Origin of the sequence: Streptomyces liliifuscus (assembly GCF_016598615.1) — a bacterium.
GTDB classification, from domain to species: domain Bacteria; phylum Actinomycetota; class Actinomycetes; order Streptomycetales; family Streptomycetaceae; genus Streptomyces; species Streptomyces liliifuscus.
Genome location: NZ_CP066831.1, coordinates 6,564,388 through 6,582,940, shown reverse-complemented (window position 1 = coordinate 6,582,940; position 18,553 = coordinate 6,564,388). Strand labels below are relative to the sequence as shown.

The following is an 18,553-nucleotide window of genomic DNA, read 5'->3' as shown; positions in this document are numbered from 1 at the left end:
AGTGAGCCTGGCGGGGGGAGTTCTCACAGCGGTACTCGCGCTGCCACGCGCCGACGGGACGGCCGTACTCGCGCTGTCTCGCGGCGAAGGCGAACCGCCGGTCACCATCCCGCGCGACCCCGCGCAGGAGGCGGCCCGGCGCGAGCTGTCCAAGCGGATGTACCACGAGAACGACCCCAGCCTGCTCCAACGCGCCCTGGACGCCTTCTGGGAGTGGGTCGACAAACTGTTCAACGCCGCCTCCTCCGCGACACCGGGCGGCGCGCTCGGCCTCCTCGTCGTCGTCCTGGCGGCCCTGGCACTCATCGGCGCCCTCTGGTGGCGCCTCGGCACCCCACGCCGAGGCCCGACATCAGCGGCCCCGCTCTTCGACGACCGGCCGCGCAGCGCGGCCGAGCACCGCGCGGCCGCCGAGGCACACGCGGCCCAGGGCCACTGGAACCAAGCCGTCCAGGAGCGCATGCGCGCCGTCGTGCGCTCCCTGGAGGAACGCGCCCTCCTCGACCCCCGCCCCGGCCGCACCGCCGACGAGGCCGCCGCCGAAGCGGGCCGCACGCTCCCCGCCCACACGGACCGACTGCGCGCCGCCGCCCGGGACTTCGACGACGTGACGTACGGCGGACGAACGGCCGGCTCGGACACGTACCACCGCCTCTCACAACTCGACCGCGACCTGGAACGCACCAGGCCGGTCCTCGCGAGCAGCACCCACAGCACAGCCCACAGCGCCCACCAGGGGGCCGCCGAGTGACCACCGAGGCCCCCGCACCCGAGGCGCCCGAGGCCACCCCGCCGTCCACCTCGGCCTCTCCCACGGCCCGTCAACTGTGGACCCGCACGCGGGGCGTCCTGGTCGCGCTCGTGATCCTCCTGGCAGCCGCCGTGGCCATCGCCGCGATCCGCTCGGACGCCCAGACCGGCAGCCTCGACCCGCGCTCCGCAGAGCCCTCCGGCAGCCGCGCCGTCGCCGAACTCCTCGCCGACCGAGGTGTGTCCACCCGCGTGGTCACCACCCTGGAAGAGGCCGCAGCGGCAGCCGGCTCCGACACGACCCTGCTGGTCGCCCGCCCCGACCTGCTGACCGACCGTCAGCAGGACCGCCTCCACTCTGCGGTCACCGACTCCGGCGGCCGCACCCTCCTCGTCGCCCCCGGCGCCCCGTCCGTCGGCACCCTCGCCCCCGGAGTCGACGCCGACCCCGCGCCCAGCTTCGACTCCACGCTGTCGCCGAACTGCCCCCTGCCCGCAGCCCGGCGAGCGGGCAAGGCCGAAACGGGCGGCATCCGCTACACCACGAGCGCGCCCGACACCGACTCCTGCTACCCCGGCGACGGCCTGCCCACCCTGCTGCGCATCCCGGCGGCCGAGGGGAACGGCGACACCGTCGTGCTCGGTGCTCCCGACATCCTCCGGAACGAACGCCTCGACAAGCAGGGCAACGCCTCGCTCGCCCTCCAACTGCTCGGTTCCCGCCCCCACTTGGTGTGGTACCTCCCCTCGCTCTCCGACGACTCGGCCACCGACGCCGGTGACCGCAGCTTCTTCGACCTGATGCCTTCGGGCTGGCTCTGGGGCACGCTGCAGCTCTTCTTCGCCGCGATCCTGGCCGCCCTCTGGCGTGCCCGCCGCCTCGGCCCGCTCGTGCCCGAGAAGCTCCCCGTCGCGATCCGCGCCTCCGAGACCGTCGAAGGCCGCGCCCGCCTCTACCGCAAGTCCAACGCCCGCGACCGCGCCGCCGCGGCTCTGCGCTCCACCACCCGCACCCGCCTCGCCCCCCTCGTCGGTGTCTCCCCCGCCCAGGCGCACGCGCCCGAAGCCCTGCTCCCCGCCCTGTCCGCCCAGCTCCGCCGGGAAGGACAGGCCCTGCACACACTCCTCTTCGGGCCGCCTCCCGGCGACGACGCGGCCCTCATCGCTCTCGCCGACCAACTCGACGCCCTCGAAAGAGAGGTACGCCGTCCATGATGGCCCCGACCACTGACAACGCCGGGTACACAGGGGATCCGGGCACCGCCCGCGCCTCCCTGGAAGCCCTGCGCGCCGAGATCGCCAAAGCCGTGGTCGGCCAGGACCCCGCAGTGACCGGCCTCGTCGTCGCACTCCTCTGCCGCGGACACGTCCTGCTGGAAGGGGTCCCCGGAGTGGCCAAGACGCTGCTCGTCCGGGCCCTGGCATCCGCACTCGAACTCGACACCAAGCGCGTCCAGTTCACCCCCGACCTGATGCCGAGCGACATCACGGGCTCCCTCGTCTACGACGCCCGCACCGCCGAGTTCTCCTTCCAGCCCGGCCCGGTCTTCACGAACCTCCTCCTCGCCGACGAGATCAACCGCACGCCGCCCAAGACCCAGTCCTCGCTCCTCGAAGCGATGGAGGAACGCCAGGTCACGGTCGACGGCACCCCGCGCCCGCTCCCCGAGCCGTTCCTGGTCGCCGCCACCCAGAACCCGGTCGAGTACGAGGGCACGTACCCCCTCCCGGAAGCCCAACTGGACCGTTTCCTCCTCAAGCTGACGATCCCTCTCCCGTCCCGCCAGGACGAGATCAACGTCCTCAGCCGCCACGCGGAGGGCTTCAACCCTCGCGACCTGCGCGCCGCCGGCGTACGCCCCGTCGCAGGCCCGGCAGACCTCGAAGCCGCCCGCGCGGCCGTCGCCAAGACCTCGATCTCCCCCGAAATCACCGGCTACGTAGTGGACATCTGCCGCGCCACCCGCGAATCCCCCTCCCTCACCCTGGGCGTCTCCCCGCGTGGCGCGACGGCGCTCCAGGCCACGGCCCGCGCCTGGGCCTGGCTGACCGGCCGCGACTACGTCATCCCGGACGACGTGAAGGCCCTCGCGCTCCCGACCCTCCGCCACCGCATCCAGCTCCGCCCGGAAGCAGAGATGGAGGGCGTGACGGCCGACTCGGTCATCAACGCGATCCTCGCCCACGTCCCCGTACCCCGCTGATGGCCCTCACCGGACGCGCCGCCCTCCTGGCGGCCCTCGGCACCCTCCCCGTCGGCATCTGGGAACCCAGCTGGACGGGCATCCTCGCCGTGAACGCCCCGCTGGCACTCGCCTGCGCCTGCGACTTCGCCCTGGCGGCCCCCGTACGCCGCCTCGGGCTGACCCGCTCCGGCGACACCTCGGCACGCCTCGGCGAAACAGCCGACGTCACCCTCACGGTCACCAACGCGTCCAGCCGCCCGCTGCGCGCCCGCATCCGCGACGCCTGGCCCCCAAGCAGCTGGCAGCCCGGCACGGAGATCGCCGCGTCCCGTCACGAGCTCACGGTCCCCGCAGGCGAACGCCGACGCGTGACAACCCGGCTGCGCCCCACCCGCCGCGGCGACCGCCACGCGGACCGCGTCACCATCCGCTCGTACGGCCCTCTCGGCCTCCTCACCCGACAGGGAAGCCACAAAGTCCCCTGGACGGTACGCGTCCTGCCCCCCTTCACCAGCCGCAAGCACCTCCCCTCGAAGCTGGCCCGCCTGCGCGAACTCGACGGCCGCACCAGCGTCCTGACCCGAGGCGAAGGCACGGAATTCGACAGCCTCCGCGAGTACGTCCCCGGCGACGACACCCGCTCGATCGACTGGCGCGCCACAGCCCGCCACTCCACGGTCGCCGTACGCACCTGGCGCCCCGAACGCGACCGCCACATCCTCCTGATCCTCGACACGGGCCGCACTTCAGCGGGCCGCGTCGGAGACATCCCCCGCCTCGACGCCTCCATGGACGCGGCCCTCCTCCTCGCAGCCCTGGCCTCCCGGGCAGGCGACCGAGTGGACCTCCTCGGATACGACCGCCGCGTACGAGCCCTCGTGCAGGGCCGTTCCGCAGGCGATGTCCTTCCTTCCCTGGTCAACGCCATGGCCCGCCTCGAACCGGAACTCCTCGAAACGGACGCCCGCGGCCTGACCTCCACCGCTCTCCGCACGGCACCCCGCCGCTCCCTGATCGTGCTCCTCACGACCCTCGACGCGGCCCCCATCGAGGAAGGCCTGCTTCCCGTACTCTCCCGCCTCACCCAGCGCCACACAGTCCTCGTCGCTTCGGTGTCCGACCCCCACATAGAGCGCATGGCAGCAGCACGAGGAGACACCGAAGCCGTGTACGAGGCCGCTGCCGCGGCGCAGGCCCAGGCAGAACGCCATCGCACCGCGGAACAACTCACCCGCCACGGAGTGACTGTCGTCGACGCGACCCCGAACGATCTCCCGCCGGCCTTGGCGGACGCGTACCTTGCGCTCAAGGCAGCGGGCCGCCTTTGAGCGCTGGAGAAATGCAGGGGCGGAAAAGGCCGAAAGAAGCCCCGCCACGAAAATGCCCTGAAAACACAAAAAGCCCCCGCACCGAAGTGCGGGGGCTTTTCTCATTCAAATTTTGTTCGGCGGTGTCCTACTCTCCCACAGGGTCCCCCCTGCAGTACCATCGGCGCTGTAAGGCTTAGCTTCCGGGTTCGGAATGTAACCGGGCGTTTCCCTCACGCTATGACCACCGAAACACTATGAAATTCTGAACCGGTGCCTCAACCCCCCTGTGGCCCAGGAGGGGAGACGTGTCGTTCGTTATTTCAGAACTGACACAGTGGACGCGAGCAACTGAGGACAAGCCCTCGGCCTATTAGTACCAGTCAGCTTCACCCCTTACAGGGCTTCCACATCCGGCCTATCAACCCAGTCGTCTACTGGGAGCCTTAACCAATCTAGTTGGTGGGAATACTCATCTCGAAGCAGGCTTCCCGCTTAGATGCTTTCAGCGGTTATCCCTCCCGAACGTAGCCAACCAGCCATGCCCTTGGCAGGACAACTGGCACACCAGAGGTTCGTCCGTCCCGGTCCTCTCGTACTAGGGACAGCCCTTCTCAATATTCCTACGCGCACAGCGGATAGGGACCGAACTGTCTCACGACGTTCTAAACCCAGCTCGCGTACCGCTTTAATGGGCGAACAGCCCAACCCTTGGGACCGACTCCAGCCCCAGGATGCGACGAGCCGACATCGAGGTGCCAAACCATCCCGTCGATATGGACTCTTGGGGAAGATCAGCCTGTTATCCCCGGGGTACCTTTTATCCGTTGAGCGACGGCGCTTCCACAAGCCACCGCCGGATCACTAGTCCCGACTTTCGTCCCTGCTCGACCCGTCGGTCTCACAGTCAAGCTCCCTTGTGCACTTACACTCAACACCTGATTGCCAACCAGGCTGAGGGAACCTTTGGGCGCCTCCGTTACTCTTTAGGAGGCAACCGCCCCAGTTAAACTACCCATCAGACACTGTCCCTGATCCGGATCACGGACCCAGGTTAGACATCCAGCACGACCAGACTGGTATTTCAACGACGACTCCACCATGGCTGGCGCCATGACTTCACAGTCTCCCAGCTATCCTACACAAGCCGAACCGAACACCAATATCAAACTGTAGTAAAGGTCCCGGGGTCTTTCCGTCCTGCTGCGCGAAACGAGCATCTTTACTCGTAGTGCAATTTCACCGGGCCTATGGTTGAGACAGTCGAGAAGTCGTTACGCCATTCGTGCAGGTCGGAACTTACCCGACAAGGAATTTCGCTACCTTAGGATGGTTATAGTTACCACCGCCGTTTACTGGCGCTTAAGTTCTCAGCTTCGCACACCCGAAAGTGCACTAACCGGTCCCCTTAACGTTCCAGCACCGGGCAGGCGTCAGTCCGTATACATCGCCTTACGGCTTCGCACGGACCTGTGTTTTTAGTAAACAGTCGCTTCTCGCTGGTCTCTGCGGCCACCCCCAGCTCACGGAGTAAATCCGATCACCAGTGATGGCCCCCCTTCTCCCGAAGTTACGGGGGCATTTTGCCGAGTTCCTTAACCATAGTTCACCCGAACGCCTCGGTATTCTCTACCTGACCACCTGAGTCGGTTTAGGGTACGGGCCGCCATGAAACTCGCTAGAGGCTTTTCTCGACAGCATAGGATCATCCACTTCACCACAATCGGCTCGGCATCAGGTCTCAGCCTTGATGAGTAGCGGATTTACCTACCACTCGGCCTACACCCTTACCCCGGGACAACCACCGCCCGGGCTGGACTACCTTCCTGCGTCACCCCATCACTCACCTACTACAGGTCTGGTCCGTCGGCTCCACCACTCCCCTTTGCCCGAAGGCTCCAGGGCGGCTTCACGGACTTAGCATCGCCTGGTTCAATGTTTGACGCTTCACAGCGGGTACCGGAATATCAACCGGTTATCCATCGACTACGCCTGTCGGCCTCGCCTTAGGTCCCGACTTACCCTGGGCAGATCAGCTTGACCCAGGAACCCTTAGTCAATCGGCGCACACGTTTCTCACGTGTGTATCGCTACTCATGCCTGCATTCTCACTCGTGAACCGTCCACCACTAGCTTCCGCTGCGGCTTCACCCGGCACACGACGCTCCCCTACCCATCCGTACTCCCGTTGGGGATATGTGTACGAATGACACGACTTCGGCGGTACGCTTGAGCCCCGCTACATTGTCGGCGCGGAATCACTAGACCAGTGAGCTATTACGCACTCTTTCAAGGGTGGCTGCTTCTAAGCCAACCTCCTGGTTGTCTCTGCGACTCCACATCCTTTCCCACTTAGCGTACGCTTAGGGGCCTTAGTCGATGCTCTGGGCTGTTTCCTCTCGACCATGGAGCTTATCCCCACAGTCTCACTGCCGTGCTCTCACTTACCGGCATTCGGAGTTTGGCTAAGGTCAGTAACCCGGTAGGGCCCATCGCCTATCCAGTGCTCTACCTCCGGCAAGAAACACACGACGCTGCACCTAAATGCATTTCGGGGAGAACCAGCTATCACGGAGTTTGATTGGCCTTTCACCCCTAACCACAGGTCATCCCCAGGTTTTCAACCCTGGTGGGTTCGGTCCTCCACGACCTCTTACAGCCGCTTCAACCTGCCCATGGCTAGATCACTCCGCTTCGGGTCTTGAGCGCGCTACTATATCGCCCTGTTCGGACTCGCTTTCGCTACGGCTTCCCCACACGGGTTAACCTCGCAACACACCGCAAACTCGCAGGCTCATTCTTCAAAAGGCACGCAGTCACGACCCACCAAGTAAACTTGATGAGCGACGCTCCCACGGCTTGTAGGCACACGGTTTCAGGTACTATTTCACTCCGCTCCCGCGGTACTTTTCACCATTCCCTCACGGTACTATCCGCTATCGGTCACCAGGGAATATTTAGGCTTAGCGGGTGGTCCCGCCAGATTCACACGGGATTTCTCGGGCCCCGTGCTACTTGGGTGTCTCTCAAACGAGCCGTTGATGTTTCGACTACGGGGGTCTTACCCTCTACGCCGGACCTTTCGCATGTCCTTCGCCTACACCAACGGTTTCTGACTCGTCTCACAGCCGGCAGACTGTGAAAGAGAGATCCCACAACCCCGTACACGCAACCCCTGCCGGGTCTCACACGTATACGGTTTGGCCTCATCCGGTTTCGCTCGCCACTACTCCCGGAATCACGGTTGTTTTCTCTTCCTGCGGGTACTGAGATGTTTCACTTCCCCGCGTTCCCTCCACACACCCTATGTGTTCAGATGTGGGTGACAGCCCATGACGACTGCCGGGTTTCCCCATTCGGAAACCCCCGGATCAAAGCCTGGTTGACGGCTCCCCGGGGACTATCGTGGCCTCCCACGTCCTTCATCGGTTCCTGGTACCAAGGCATCCACCGTGCGCCCTTAAAAACTTGGCCACAGATGCTCGCGTCCACTGTGCAGTTCTCAAACAACGACCAACCACCCGTCACACACCGCTCACGCGATGCTGTACCGGGGCCGGCACTGAAGATCCAGACACAAGGTCCGTACCCTCAGACACCCAACAGCGTGCCCAGCCGGCTCCCGCCCAGAGATCATGCTTTCCACACCCTCTTACGAGGGCAGTACTTGCAAGCCTCCGGCTCGTGAACCGGCCGAATAATCAACGTTCCACCCTTGAGCAACCACCGTCGGACGTGTGCCGACGTAATGGCCCTGGACCACCAAGCAGAACTTGGCGGCCTAGATGCTCCTTAGAAAGGAGGTGATCCAGCCGCACCTTCCGGTACGGCTACCTTGTTACGACTTCGTCCCAATCGCCAGTCCCACCTTCGACAGCTCCCTCCCCACAAGGGGTTGGGCCACCGGCTTCGGGTGTTACCGACTTTCGTGACGTGACGGGCGGTGTGTACAAGGCCCGGGAACGTATTCACCGCAGCAATGCTGATCTGCGATTACTAGCAACTCCGACTTCATGGGGTCGAGTTGCAGACTCCAATCCGAACTGAGACAGGCTTTTTGAGATTCGCTCCGCCTTGCGACATCGCAGCTCATTGTACCTGCCATTGTAGCACGTGTGCAGCCCAAGACATAAGGGGCATGATGACTTGACGTCGTCCCCACCTTCCTCCGAGTTGACCCCGGCAGTCTCCTGTGAGTCCCCAACCCTCCGAAGAGGTTGCTGGCAACACAGAACAAGGGTTGCGCTCGTTGCGGGACTTAACCCAACATCTCACGACACGAGCTGACGACAGCCATGCACCACCTGTCACCCGACCACAAGGGGGGCACCATCTCTGATGCTTTCCGGGCGATGTCAAGCCTTGGTAAGGTTCTTCGCGTTGCGTCGAATTAAGCCACATGCTCCGCTGCTTGTGCGGGCCCCCGTCAATTCCTTTGAGTTTTAGCCTTGCGGCCGTACTCCCCAGGCGGGGAACTTAATGCGTTAGCTGCGGCACCGACGACGTGGAATGTCGCCAACACCTAGTTCCCACCGTTTACGGCGTGGACTACCAGGGTATCTAATCCTGTTCGCTCCCCACGCTTTCGCTCCTCAGCGTCAGTAATGGCCCAGAGATCCGCCTTCGCCACCGGTGTTCCTCCTGATATCTGCGCATTTCACCGCTACACCAGGAATTCCGATCTCCCCTACCACACTCTAGTCTGCCCGTATCGAATGCAGACCCGGGGTTAAGCCCGGGCTTTCACATCCGACGCGACAGACCGCCTACGAGCTCTTTACGCCCAATAATTCCGGACAACGCTTGCGCCCTACGTATTACCGCGGCTGCTGGCACGTAGTTAGCCGGCGCTTCTTCTGCAGGTACCGTCACTTTCGCTTCTTCCCTGCTGAAAGAGGTTTACAACCCGAAGGCCGTCATCCCTCACGCGGCGTCGCTGCATCAGGCTTTCGCCCATTGTGCAATATTCCCCACTGCTGCCTCCCGTAGGAGTCTGGGCCGTGTCTCAGTCCCAGTGTGGCCGGTCGCCCTCTCAGGCCGGCTACCCGTCGTCGCCTTGGTGAGCTTCTACCTCACCAACAAGCTGATAGGCCGCGGGCTCATCCTTCACCGCCGGAGCTTTCAACCCCCACAGATGCCTGTAGGAGTGTTATCCGGTATTAGACCCCGTTTCCAGGGCTTGTCCCAGAGTGAAGGGCAGATTGCCCACGTGTTACTCACCCGTTCGCCACTAATCCACCCCGAAGGGCTTCATCGTTCGACTTGCATGTGTTAAGCACGCCGCCAGCGTTCGTCCTGAGCCAGGATCAAACTCTCCGTGAATGTATTCCCGTAATCGGGAGAACACACACGAGAGCGGAACAACCAGCCGGAATAAGACCGGTCGTTCACTGCGTCCTCGCTGTGCGCCTGCCGGAACAATGCCCGGCAGGACTTTTTCAAAGGAACCTCATCTTCGGCCATGACGACCGGAGACGGGGTATCAACATATCTGGCGTTGATTTTTGGCACGCTGTTGAGTTCTCAAGGAACGGACGCTTCCTTCGTACTCACCCTCTCGGGCTTTCCTCCGGGCGCTTCCCTTCGTGTTTCCAACCTTACCAGACTCGTTTTCCGTTCCGTTTCCGGTCGGAATTCATTTCCGGTGGCCAGTTGGGAGGCCTTTGCCTATTCGATTGCCTAGTGGCTTTCTTTCGGCGAGTCCGACTTTATCAGAAGTTTTTGACCGGCCTTACCGGCCACTCGTTCCTGATTTATCGGGAAGTGCTTCTCCGGAACCGAATTCCAGGAAGCTGACAGATGTTAAACCGCCGCCACCGAACTTGTCCAGTTCTAGGCAACTGTTCGAATCTACCTCCCCACGCGTCCCGTGTCAACGGTTTTTGTGGGGCGAAGAGGAGACTAGCAGCTCAGTAGGCGTGCCTGCACATCAGGCGGCGGTCGGTACGGAGGCGCTGCGTTCGGCTTCCTCGACGTCGCCCGTCTCGCCGGCCCGCGCCGCGCGACCGCCCAGGATGTAGACGTACGCGAGGAACAGCAGCTCGGCGGCTATGCCGATGCCGATGCGGGCCCAGGTCGGGAGGCCGGACGGGGTGACGAAGCCTTCGATGGCGCCCGAGACGAAGAGGACCAGGGCCAGGCCTATCGCCATGCCCAGGGCTGCTCGACCCTCCTCGGCGAGGGCGGATCGGCGGCTGCGGGGGCCAGGGTCGATGACTGTCCAGCCGAGACGTAGTCCCGTACCGGCCGCTACGAAGACGGCGGTCAGTTCCAGGAGGCCGTGCGGGAGGATCAGGCCGAGGAAGGTGTCGAGGCGGCCTGCCGAGGACATCAGGCCGATGCCCACGCCCACGTTGAGCATGTTCTGGAAGAGGATCCAGACGACCGGCAGACAGAGGAAGGCGCCGAGTACCAGGCACATCGCGGCGGCCTGGGCGTTGTTCGTCCACACCTGGGCCGCGAAGGACGTCGCCGGATGGCTCGAGTAGTAGGTCTCGTACTCGCCGCCGGGGCGGGTGAGCTCCCGCAGTTCGCTCGGGGCCGCGATCGAGGACTGGACCTCCGGGTGGGTCCCGATCCACCACCCCAGGACGATGGCGACGGCTGTGGAGAGCAGCGCGGTGGGGACCCACCAGTGGCGTGAGCGGTAGACCGCGGCGGGGAAACCGTGCGTGAGGAAGCGGGTGACATCGCGCCAGGAGGCTCGGCGGGTGCCTGTCACCGCACTACGCGCGCGTGCCACCAGTTGACTGAGGCGGCCGGTCAACTGGGGGTCCGGGGCGCTCGACTGGATCAGGGAGAGATGGGTCGCCGTGCGCTGGTAGAGGGCTACGAGTTCGTCGGCCTCCGCGCCGGTGAGGCGCCTTTGGCGTCCGAGGAGTGCGTCGAGCCGGTCCCATTCGGCTCGGTGGGCGGACACGAAGACGTCGAGGTCCATCGGGTTGGCTGCTCCTCGGCTGCTCGTCGTGTGGTCAGCTTGTCGCACTGCGGCGCGATGTGCCCTCAGCTTGGCAGACTGGCTGTCCTCGGGGCAGTTCGGGGAAGGACGGCGGGCGTGAGTGAGCTTGTGACGGGCGAGGCGGTGGCGCTGGAGTTGCGCCCCGCGAAGCTGCCGAGCCGGGTGCTGGCCGTGGTGCTCGACCTGGCGGTGGCGGTGGCCGCCTATGTCGCGGTGACCATTGCCCTGGTGGCGTCCACGTCCGCGCTCGACGAGGCGGCGCAGATGGCGGTGTCGATCGCCGCGTTCATTCTTCTGCTGGTGGGTGGTCCGATCGCCGTGGAGACGCTCAGTCATGGGCGGTCGCTGGGGAAGATGGCGTGCGGGCTGCGGGTCGTGCGGGACGACGGCGGGCCGATCCGGTTCCGGCACGCGCTGGTGCGCGGGGCGGTCGGCGTGGTCGAGATCCTGATGACGTTCGGGGTCGTCGCGTGCATCGCCTCACTGGTGTCCGCGCGGGGGCGGCGGCTCGGTGATGTGTTCGCGGGGACTCTGGTCGTACGGGAACGGATTCCCGCCGGGCGTACGTCCTTCGTGCCTCCGCCGCCGCCCTGGCTGGCCGGGCGGTTCTCCGGCCTTGATCTGTCCGGCGTTCCTGATGCGCTGTGGCTGGCCGTCCGGCAGTACCTGACGCGGATGCAGCAGCTCGATCCGCAGGTCGGCTGGGCGATGGCGGAGCGGCTCGCGGCCGATGTCGCGGAGCGCACCGGGGCTCCGGCGCCGCAGGGGGTGCCGCCGGCGGCGTACCTGGCTGCCGTGATGCAGGAGCGGCAGGCCCGGGAGGCCCGGCGGGCGTTCAGTGGCGGGGCCGCTGTCGGTGGTACTGCCGCGGGCGGGGCGATGACGGGCATGCCAGGTACGTCAGGTGCGCCAGGCATGAGCGGGCCTGGGACGCCGTACGGGATGGTGCCTTCGCCGGAATCGGTCTACCCGCCCCATCCGTACCCATCGGCTTCGCCGCCCACCGTCTACTCGGCCCCCACACCGACACCGACGCCAACACCGGCACCGGCACCGGCACCGGCACCCCAGGACGCCGGCGCCGAGCGTCCCGCCACCGGCTTCGCCCCGCCCGCGTAGCTCGCGGGCTCCCCCGGCACCTTCGTCAGGCGAACACCGACGGCGGGGATTCCAGGTCCTCCAGCTCGATGCCGGGTGCGGAGAGGATCACGTCGCCGGAGAGGTGCACGGCGTGCTGCTCACCGGTGTCCAGGGCTGTGACCTGGTATTCCTCCACGGCCAGGGGGCCGTTGTCAGTGGCGTGTGTTTCTCTCGTGATCAGGGCCCAGGACTGGTCGAGGGTGCGCGGGGCGAGGACCGGGTCCGTGAAGGCGACGAGGCGTACACGCGTGGCGGAGGCATCGGGGGTGAGGCGCAGCAGACGTGCGGTGGCGATGAGGAACGCGGGGGATGTGCCGGTGAAGGCGTGGGCGCGGACATTGCCTTCGGTGGCGTGAACTCCCGTGGGGTCGGTGCGGACCCAGGTGACGCCGTCGAGGGCGGCGCCGCGGACCTGCCAGCCCGAGGCGTGCAGTTCGAGGCGGATGGGGCGGCCGAGGTCGTCGAGAGCGAGGTCGACGGAACCGGCCGGGTCGCCGGAGGGGGTGGTCAGTTGGGAGACATAGCGCCAGCCGGAGGGGCCGGGCGCGCAGTGGAAGTGTTCTTCGGCAAGGGGGGTGTGGTCGTGCGGATCATGGAGCGAATATCGGCCGCGGGGCATGGTGGCTCGGGTCCTCGTAGGGGGCAGGCCCCCGCCGGTGACGACGGGGGCCTGCTGACAACCGTTGGCTGAGCGCCGGGCTCGGCTGCTCAGTAGCGGTAGTGGTCCGACTTGTACGGGCCCTCGACCTCTACGCCGATGTAGCTCGCCTGCTCCGGGCGGAGCGTCGTGAGCTTCACGCCGAGCGCGTCGAGGTGGAGGCGGGCGACCTTCTCGTCGAGGTGCTTGGGCAGCACGTAGACGTCGGTCGGGTACTCCTCGGGCTTGGTGAACAGCTCGATCTGGGCCAGGGTCTGGTCCGCGAACGAGTTGGACATCACGAACGACGGGTGGCCGGTCGCGTTGCCCAGGTTCAGCAGGCGGCCCTCGGAGAGGACGATGAGCACCTTGCCGTCGGGGAACTTCCAGGTGTGGACCTGGGGCTTGACCTCGTCCTTGACGATGCCCGGGATCTGCGCCAGGCCGGCCATGTCGATCTCGTTGTCGAAGTGGCCGATGTTGCCCACGATCGCCTGGTGCTTCATCTTGGCCATGTCCGAGGCCATGATGATGTCCTTGTTGCCGGTCGTGGTGATGAAGATGTCGGCCTTGTCGACGACCTCGTCGAGCGTCGTGACCTGGTAGCCGTCCATCGCCGCCTGCAGCGCGCAGATCGGGTCGATCTCGGTGACGATCACGCGGGCGCCCTGACCGCGCAGGGACTCCGCGCAGCCCTTGCCCACGTCTCCGTAACCGAGGACGACCGCGGTCTTGCCGCCGATGAGGACGTCGGTGGCGCGGTTGATGCCGTCGATCAGGGAGTGGCGGCAGCCGTACTTGTTGTCGAACTTCGACTTGGTGACGGCGTCGTTCACGTTGATCGCCGGGAACAGGAGGGTGCCGTCGCGGTGCATCTCGTACAGGCGGTGGACACCGGTGGTGGTCTCCTCGGTCACGCCGCGGATCTCCGAGGCGACCTGGGTCCACTTCTGCGAGCCGTTGGAGATCGTCCGGGTCAGGAGCCCCAGGACGACGCGGTGCTCGTCGGACTCGGCGGTGTCGAGGGACGGGACCTTGCCGGCCTTCTCGTACTCGACGCCCTTGTGGACGAGCATGGTGGCGTCACCGCCGTCGTCCAGGATCATGTTCGGGCCGCCGGTGGGGGTGTTCGGCCAGGTCAGCGCCTGCTCCGTGCACCACCAGTACTCCTCCAGCGTCTCGCCCTTCCAGGCGAAGACCGGGATGCCCTGGGGGTTGTCGGGCGTGCCGTTCGGGCCGACGGCGATGGCGGCGGCCGCGTGGTCCTGGGTGGAGAAGATGTTGCAGGACACCCAGCGGACCTCGGCGCCCAGGGCGACCAGGGTCTCGATCAGGACGGCGGTCTGCACGGTCATGTGCAGCGAGCCCATGATGCGGGCGCCGGCCAGCGGCTGGGATGCGGCGAACTCCTTGCGGATCGACATCAGGCCGGGCATCTCGTGCTCGGCGAGGGTGATCTCCTTGCGACCGAAGTCGGCCAGGGAAAGGTCGGCGACCTTGAAGTCCTGTCGGTTGTCGACAGTGGTCATTCGAGCTGCTCCTCGGGTTGGTCGAGGTGGGGTGGGCTGGTCTGCGCGGCGGCGGGGCAGGACGTGCGCCCACGGGGCACACGAATGCCCGGTGCCTTGCGCAGCGCAGTCCGTCGGAGGCCCTCTCTCCCTCGGTCGGCCCGTACGGGGCCGCCCGACCGCCATCAGCAGCGACGTCTGGCTCGGTTACGAATCTACACCGATCGGCTCAGCGGGCCCCAGTCCGCCTCCGGACAGAAAGAAAGCGGAGTCCTAGCGTCCGCCGGGCCGGGTTCAGGGGCCAACAAGACCGGACAATCCGGGACTTTTGAACTTTTGGTCCTGTGCAGGGGTCTGTTGCAGGATGCCGGGGATCGGGACCATGTGCGCCAGCTCGCGGATCGCGATCCCCCACAACAAAGGCGTTAGGAGATCGACGTGACCAGTCCGGCCGGCCTTCCCCCCACGGGCGGCGGCAGTGACGAGCGGCAGCGGTTGAAGCTGCTCGCGGTGACTGCCTGCCCGACCGGCATTGCCCACACCTATATGGCGGCCGAGAAGCTCTCGCAGGCGGCGGAGCGGCTCGGCGTCGACATCAAGGTGGAGACCCAGGGCTCGATCGGGGCCGAAAACGTACTCACTGACAACGATGTCAGAACCGCGGACGGCGTGATCATCGCCGCGGACAAGGATGTGGACCTGAGCCGGTTCGCCGGAAAGCGGGTCGTGACCGTCGGCGTCGCCGAGGGGATCCACCACCCCGAGCGGCTGATCGAGCAGGTGCGGACCGCGCCCGTGCGCGGAGGAGGTGGGGGCGGGACCAGTACCTCCTCACCCGCCGGCAGCGGCGGTGGTGGCGGCGGCAAGGAGAGGAGCATCGGGTACAAGGCGCTGATGAACGGCGTCAGTTACATGATCCCGTTCGTCGTGGTCGGCGGGCTGCTGATCGCGATCTCGCTGTCGCTCGGCGGGCACACCGATCCGTCCGGTGGCCTGGTCATCCCGAAGGGCTCCTTCTGGATGGACGTCAACAACATCGGCGTCATCGGGTTCCAGCTGATGGTGCCGATCCTGTCCGGCTATATCGCGTACGCGATCGGGGACCGGCCCGCGCTGGTACCGGGCATGGTCGGCGGGTGGATCGCCAACACCGGTTCGCTGTACGACTCCGAGGCGGGCGCGGGCTTCATCGGGGCGATCGTGACCGGATTCCTCGCCGGCTATCTGGTGCTGTGGATCAAGAAGGTCGACGTTCCGAAGTTCGTCCGGCCGATCATGCCGATCATCGTGATCCCGATCGTGGCGACGACGGCTCTCGGGCTGTTCTTCATCTACGTGATCGGCAAGCCCATCTCCTGGGTCTTCGAGCATCTGACGGACTGGCTCGGCGGGATGACCGGGACCAGTGCGGTGCTGCTCGGCGCGATCCTGGGGCTGATGATCGCGTTCGACATGGGCGGGCCGGTCAACAAGACGGCGTTCCTGTTCGGCGCGGGGCTCATCGCGACCGGCAACCAGGAGGTCATGGGCATGTGCGCGGCCGCGATCCCGGTGATGCCGCTCGGGCAGGGGCTCGCCACGCTGATCCGGAAGCGGCTCTACACCGAGCAGGAGCGCGAGACGGGTCTCGCCTCGCTGTTCATGGGGTTGTTCGGGATATCCGAGGGCGCCATTCCGTTCGCCGCCGCACGGCCGGCGCAGGTCATCCCCGCCAACATGCTCGGCGGTGCGGTGGCCGGAGCGCTCGCGGGTCTCGCCGGGGTCGAGGACGCGGTGCCGCACGGCGGGCCGATCGTGGCGGTGCTGGGTGCCGTCAGCGGCGTACCGATGTTCTTCGTGGCCGTGGTGATCGGAACCGTGGTGACGGCCCTGACCACGGTCGCGCTCATCGACGTCGGTGAGCGCAGGCGGAAGGGCCGGCCGATGGCCGACGGGCTCGCACCGCAGCCCGAACTCGCCCTCGCGGGCGTGGGCGTTGGCGTTGGCGTTGGCGTTGGCGTTGGCGTTGGCGTTGGCAGTGACGGCCTCGGCGCCGGCAGCGGGACGGCCACCGCGCACGCTCCCGCCCAGCGGACGGAATCGACTCCTGCATCCGCCGGTGCCTCGGACTCGGCTTCGGTTTCGGACTCGGCTTCGGCTTCGGCTTCGGCTTCGGCTTCGGTTTCGGACGCAGACTCGGGCTCGGGCTCGGGCTCGGACTCGGGCTCGGACTCGGACTCGGACGACGAAGTTCTCTCCGGGTATCTCACGGCGCAGACCGTCAAGGTTCGGCTCGATTCCGGTGACAAGGAGTCCGCGATCCGGGAGATGGCCGGGCTGTTGGCCGCCACCGGGAAGGTCACGGACGTCGAGGAGTTGGTTGCGGCGGCGCTGCGGCGCGAGGAGCAGGGCACGACCGGGCTCGGCGAGGAGATCGCCATCCCGCACGCCAAGACCGATGCGGTGACGGCGCCCGTCGTCGGGTTCGCGCGGTCGGCGGAGGGGGTCGAGTGGGGTTCGCTCGACGGTACGAAGGCGAAGCTGGTCTTCATGATCTCCGTGCCGGAGGCCGCCGCCGGGGACGAGCATCTGCGGATCCTGGCGCTGCTGTCGCGGAAGTTGATGGACACCGGGTTCCGGGAGCGGCTGATGACGGCTGCCGACGAGGCGGCGGTTCTCGACGTGCTGCGCGAGATCCGGTAGCCACACGGATCCCGTCCGGGGCCTCGCACCTCTCGCTGCATGTGCGGTCGGCCTGTACGAGGGTCACCGTGGTAAGTACGGGGGCGGATGGTCGATGCCCCCCCGGGCCGCCGCCCTGGCCCGTTCACGCGCTGGCGGCGCGGCACGGACGTACGGCCTTGTACGTGGAAGGGCCCGCCGAATCGCTCGGCGGGCCCGGTCTCGTACGAGGGAGGCGTACGGGGAAGAGGGCGACCCCCTCCTCGTACAGGATCCTCGTACGGGAAGTCAGTGGTCGGTGGTGGGTACCGGGCCGCCGGGGGCTGCCTCGGCGTCCGGGCCCTTTGCGGCCTCGGTCTCGCTGTAGATGTCGGGTTCGAGGTAGATGACGCGGGCGATCGGGACGGCCTCGCGGATGCGGGACTCGGCGGCGTCGATGGCGGCGGCGACCTCGGTGGCCGTTTCGTCGTGCCGGACGGCGATCTTGGCGGCGACCAGCAGTTCCTCGGGGCCGAGGTGGAGCGTGCGCATGTGGATGATGGCGGGGACCGTCTCGCCGTCGACGATGGCGGCCTCGATCTTCTTGACGTCCTCGACGCCCGCGGCCTCGCCCAGGAGCAGCGACTTGGTCTCGGCGGCCAGGACGATCGCGATGGCGATCAGCAGGATGCCGATGCAGAGGGTGCCGATGCCGTCCCAGACGCCGTCGCCCGTGCCGAGGGCCAGGCCCACGCCGATGAGCGCGAGGATCAGACCGACGAGCGCGCCCAGGTCCTCAAGGAGCACGACCGGGAGCTCGGGGGCCTTGGCGTGGCGTACGAACTCCTTCCAGGACTGCTTGCCGCGGATCGTGTTGGACTCCTTGATGGCAGTCCGGAAGGAGAAGGTCTCGGCGATGATCGCGAAGACGAGGACGCCCACCGGCCAGTACCAGTGGGTGATGTCGTGCGGGTGCTTGATCTTCTCGTAGCCCTCGTAGATGGCGAACATGCCACCGACCGAGAAGAGGACGATCGAGACGAGGAAGGCGTAGATGTACCGCTCGCGGCCGTAGCCGAAGGGGTGCTGCGGGGTCGCCTCGCGCTTGGCCTTCTTGCCGCCGAGGAGCAGCAGGCCCTGGTTCCCCGAGTCGGCGAGCGAGTGCACGGACTCGGCGAGCATCGACGACGAACCACTGAAGAGGAACGCCACGAACTTCGCTACCGCGATCGCGAGGTTCGCGGCGAGTGCCGCCACGATCGCTTTGGTGCCGCCTGACGCGCTCATGTGTTCCCGATGTCCCTTCGTCTGCCATCCCGGCCGGCCGTCTGCCAGGCCGTCTGCCCGCTCGGCTGCCGTACCGGGCTTTGCCCGCCCTTTGCGGTGGGCCATTGTTGCAGCCCGGGCCGACATCGGTACGCCGGGTC

At 66.4% G+C, this 18,553-nt stretch carries 10 protein-coding genes and 3 rRNA genes; 6 read left to right on the top strand and 7 right to left on the bottom strand.

Going from position 1 to position 18,553, the window contains the following annotated elements:
* Position 1 precedes the first annotated feature (1 nt).
* From JEQ17_RS28460 to JEQ17_RS28445, 4 genes are read left to right on the top strand one after another with little or no spacing between them, the layout of a single operon-like run.
* Complete coding sequence (locus tag JEQ17_RS28460; RefSeq protein WP_200397823.1) at positions 2-751, top strand: DUF4129 domain-containing protein; 750 nt, start codon at positions 2-4, stop codon at positions 749-751.
* Entirely contained in the window at positions 748-1,965 is a 1,218-nt protein-coding gene (locus JEQ17_RS28455) for a DUF4350 domain-containing protein (protein WP_200397822.1), read from the top strand. The genes JEQ17_RS28460 and JEQ17_RS28455 overlap by 4 nt, the downstream gene beginning before the upstream one ends.
* The gene (locus JEQ17_RS28450) at positions 1,962-2,954 is read left to right on the top strand and encodes an AAA family ATPase (RefSeq protein WP_383394524.1); all 993 of its coding nucleotides are present in this window, start codon (positions 1,962-1,964) and stop codon (positions 2,952-2,954) included. Before JEQ17_RS28455 ends, JEQ17_RS28450 begins: the two co-directional genes overlap by 4 nt.
* A complete protein-coding gene (locus JEQ17_RS28445; RefSeq protein ID WP_200397820.1) occupies positions 2,954-4,264 on the top strand; it encodes a DUF58 domain-containing protein in 1,311 nt (436 codons plus the stop codon). The genes JEQ17_RS28450 and JEQ17_RS28445 overlap by 1 nt, the downstream gene beginning before the upstream one ends.
* Before the next feature lie 114 nt (positions 4,265-4,378).
* On the opposite strand, the gene rrf is transcribed toward JEQ17_RS28445, so the two are convergent.
* The 4 genes from rrf to JEQ17_RS28425 form a co-directional block, all read right to left on the bottom strand.
* A 5S ribosomal RNA gene (gene rrf, locus JEQ17_RS28440) occupies positions 4,379-4,495 on the bottom strand.
* Between the two features lie 101 nt (positions 4,496-4,596).
* Positions 4,597-7,717 (bottom strand): 23S ribosomal RNA (locus tag JEQ17_RS28435).
* 322 nt (positions 7,718-8,039) lie between these two features.
* Positions 8,040-9,565: ribosomal RNA gene (locus JEQ17_RS28430) — 16S ribosomal RNA — on the bottom strand.
* Together the 16S, 23S and 5S rRNA genes form the textbook arrangement of a ribosomal RNA operon.
* Before the next feature lie 607 nt (positions 9,566-10,172).
* Positions 10,173-11,180 (bottom strand): stage II sporulation protein M, encoded by a 1,008-nt coding sequence (locus JEQ17_RS28425; RefSeq protein ID WP_200397819.1) that lies wholly within the window; start codon positions 11,178-11,180, stop codon positions 10,173-10,175.
* Between the two features lie 117 nt (positions 11,181-11,297).
* On the opposite strand from JEQ17_RS28425, the gene JEQ17_RS28420 reads away from it, so the two are divergent.
* Entirely contained in the window at positions 11,298-12,320 is a 1,023-nt protein-coding gene (locus JEQ17_RS28420) for an RDD family protein (RefSeq protein ID WP_200397818.1), read from the top strand.
* A gap of 25 nt (positions 12,321-12,345) precedes the next feature.
* Here JEQ17_RS28420 and JEQ17_RS28415 read toward each other — a convergent pair whose 3' ends face one another.
* Both JEQ17_RS28415 and ahcY read right to left on the bottom strand, forming a co-directional pair.
* Positions 12,346-12,960 carry a hypothetical protein gene (locus tag JEQ17_RS28415; protein WP_200397817.1) on the bottom strand — a complete coding sequence of 205 codons (615 nt, stop codon included), beginning with the start codon at positions 12,958-12,960 and terminating at the stop codon, positions 12,346-12,348.
* An 89-nt stretch (positions 12,961-13,049) separates the two neighbouring features.
* The gene (ahcY, locus tag JEQ17_RS28410; protein WP_143642772.1) at positions 13,050-14,507 is read right to left on the bottom strand and encodes an adenosylhomocysteinase; all 1,458 of its coding nucleotides are present in this window, start codon (positions 14,505-14,507) and stop codon (positions 13,050-13,052) included.
* Positions 14,508-14,924: 417 nt separating this feature from the next.
* Between ahcY and JEQ17_RS28405 the strand changes: the two genes are divergently transcribed.
* On the top strand, positions 14,925-17,168 hold the full coding sequence (locus tag JEQ17_RS28405; RefSeq protein ID WP_200397816.1) for a fructose-specific PTS transporter subunit EIIC: 2,244 nt from the start codon (positions 14,925-14,927) through the stop codon (positions 17,166-17,168).
* Positions 17,169-17,435: 267 nt separating this feature from the next.
* Here JEQ17_RS28405 and JEQ17_RS28400 read toward each other — a convergent pair whose 3' ends face one another.
* Complete coding sequence (locus tag JEQ17_RS28400; protein ID WP_200397815.1) at positions 17,436-18,413, bottom strand: cation diffusion facilitator family transporter; 978 nt, start codon at positions 18,411-18,413, stop codon at positions 17,436-17,438.
* Positions 18,414-18,553 lie beyond the last annotated feature (140 nt).

Coding starts and splice junctions, on each gene's coding strand:
- JEQ17_RS28450 (WP_383394524.1), top strand. CDS start 1,962: ATGATGGCCCCGACCACTGACAACGCCGGGTACACAGGGGATCCGGGC.
- JEQ17_RS28445 (WP_200397820.1), top strand. CDS start 2,954: ATGGCCCTCACCGGACGCGCCGCCCTCCTGGCGGCCCTCGGCACCCTC.
- JEQ17_RS28425 (WP_200397819.1), bottom strand. CDS start 11,180: ATGGACCTCGACGTCTTCGTGTCCGCCCACCGAGCCGAATGGGACCGG.
- JEQ17_RS28415 (WP_200397817.1), bottom strand. CDS start 12,960: ATGCCCCGCGGCCGATATTCGCTCCATGATCCGCACGACCACACCCCC.
- ahcY (WP_143642772.1), bottom strand. CDS start 14,507: ATGACCACTGTCGACAACCGACAGGACTTCAAGGTCGCCGACCTTTCC.
- JEQ17_RS28400 (WP_200397815.1), bottom strand. CDS start 18,413: ATGAGCGCGTCAGGCGGCACCAAAGCGATCGTGGCGGCACTCGCCGCG.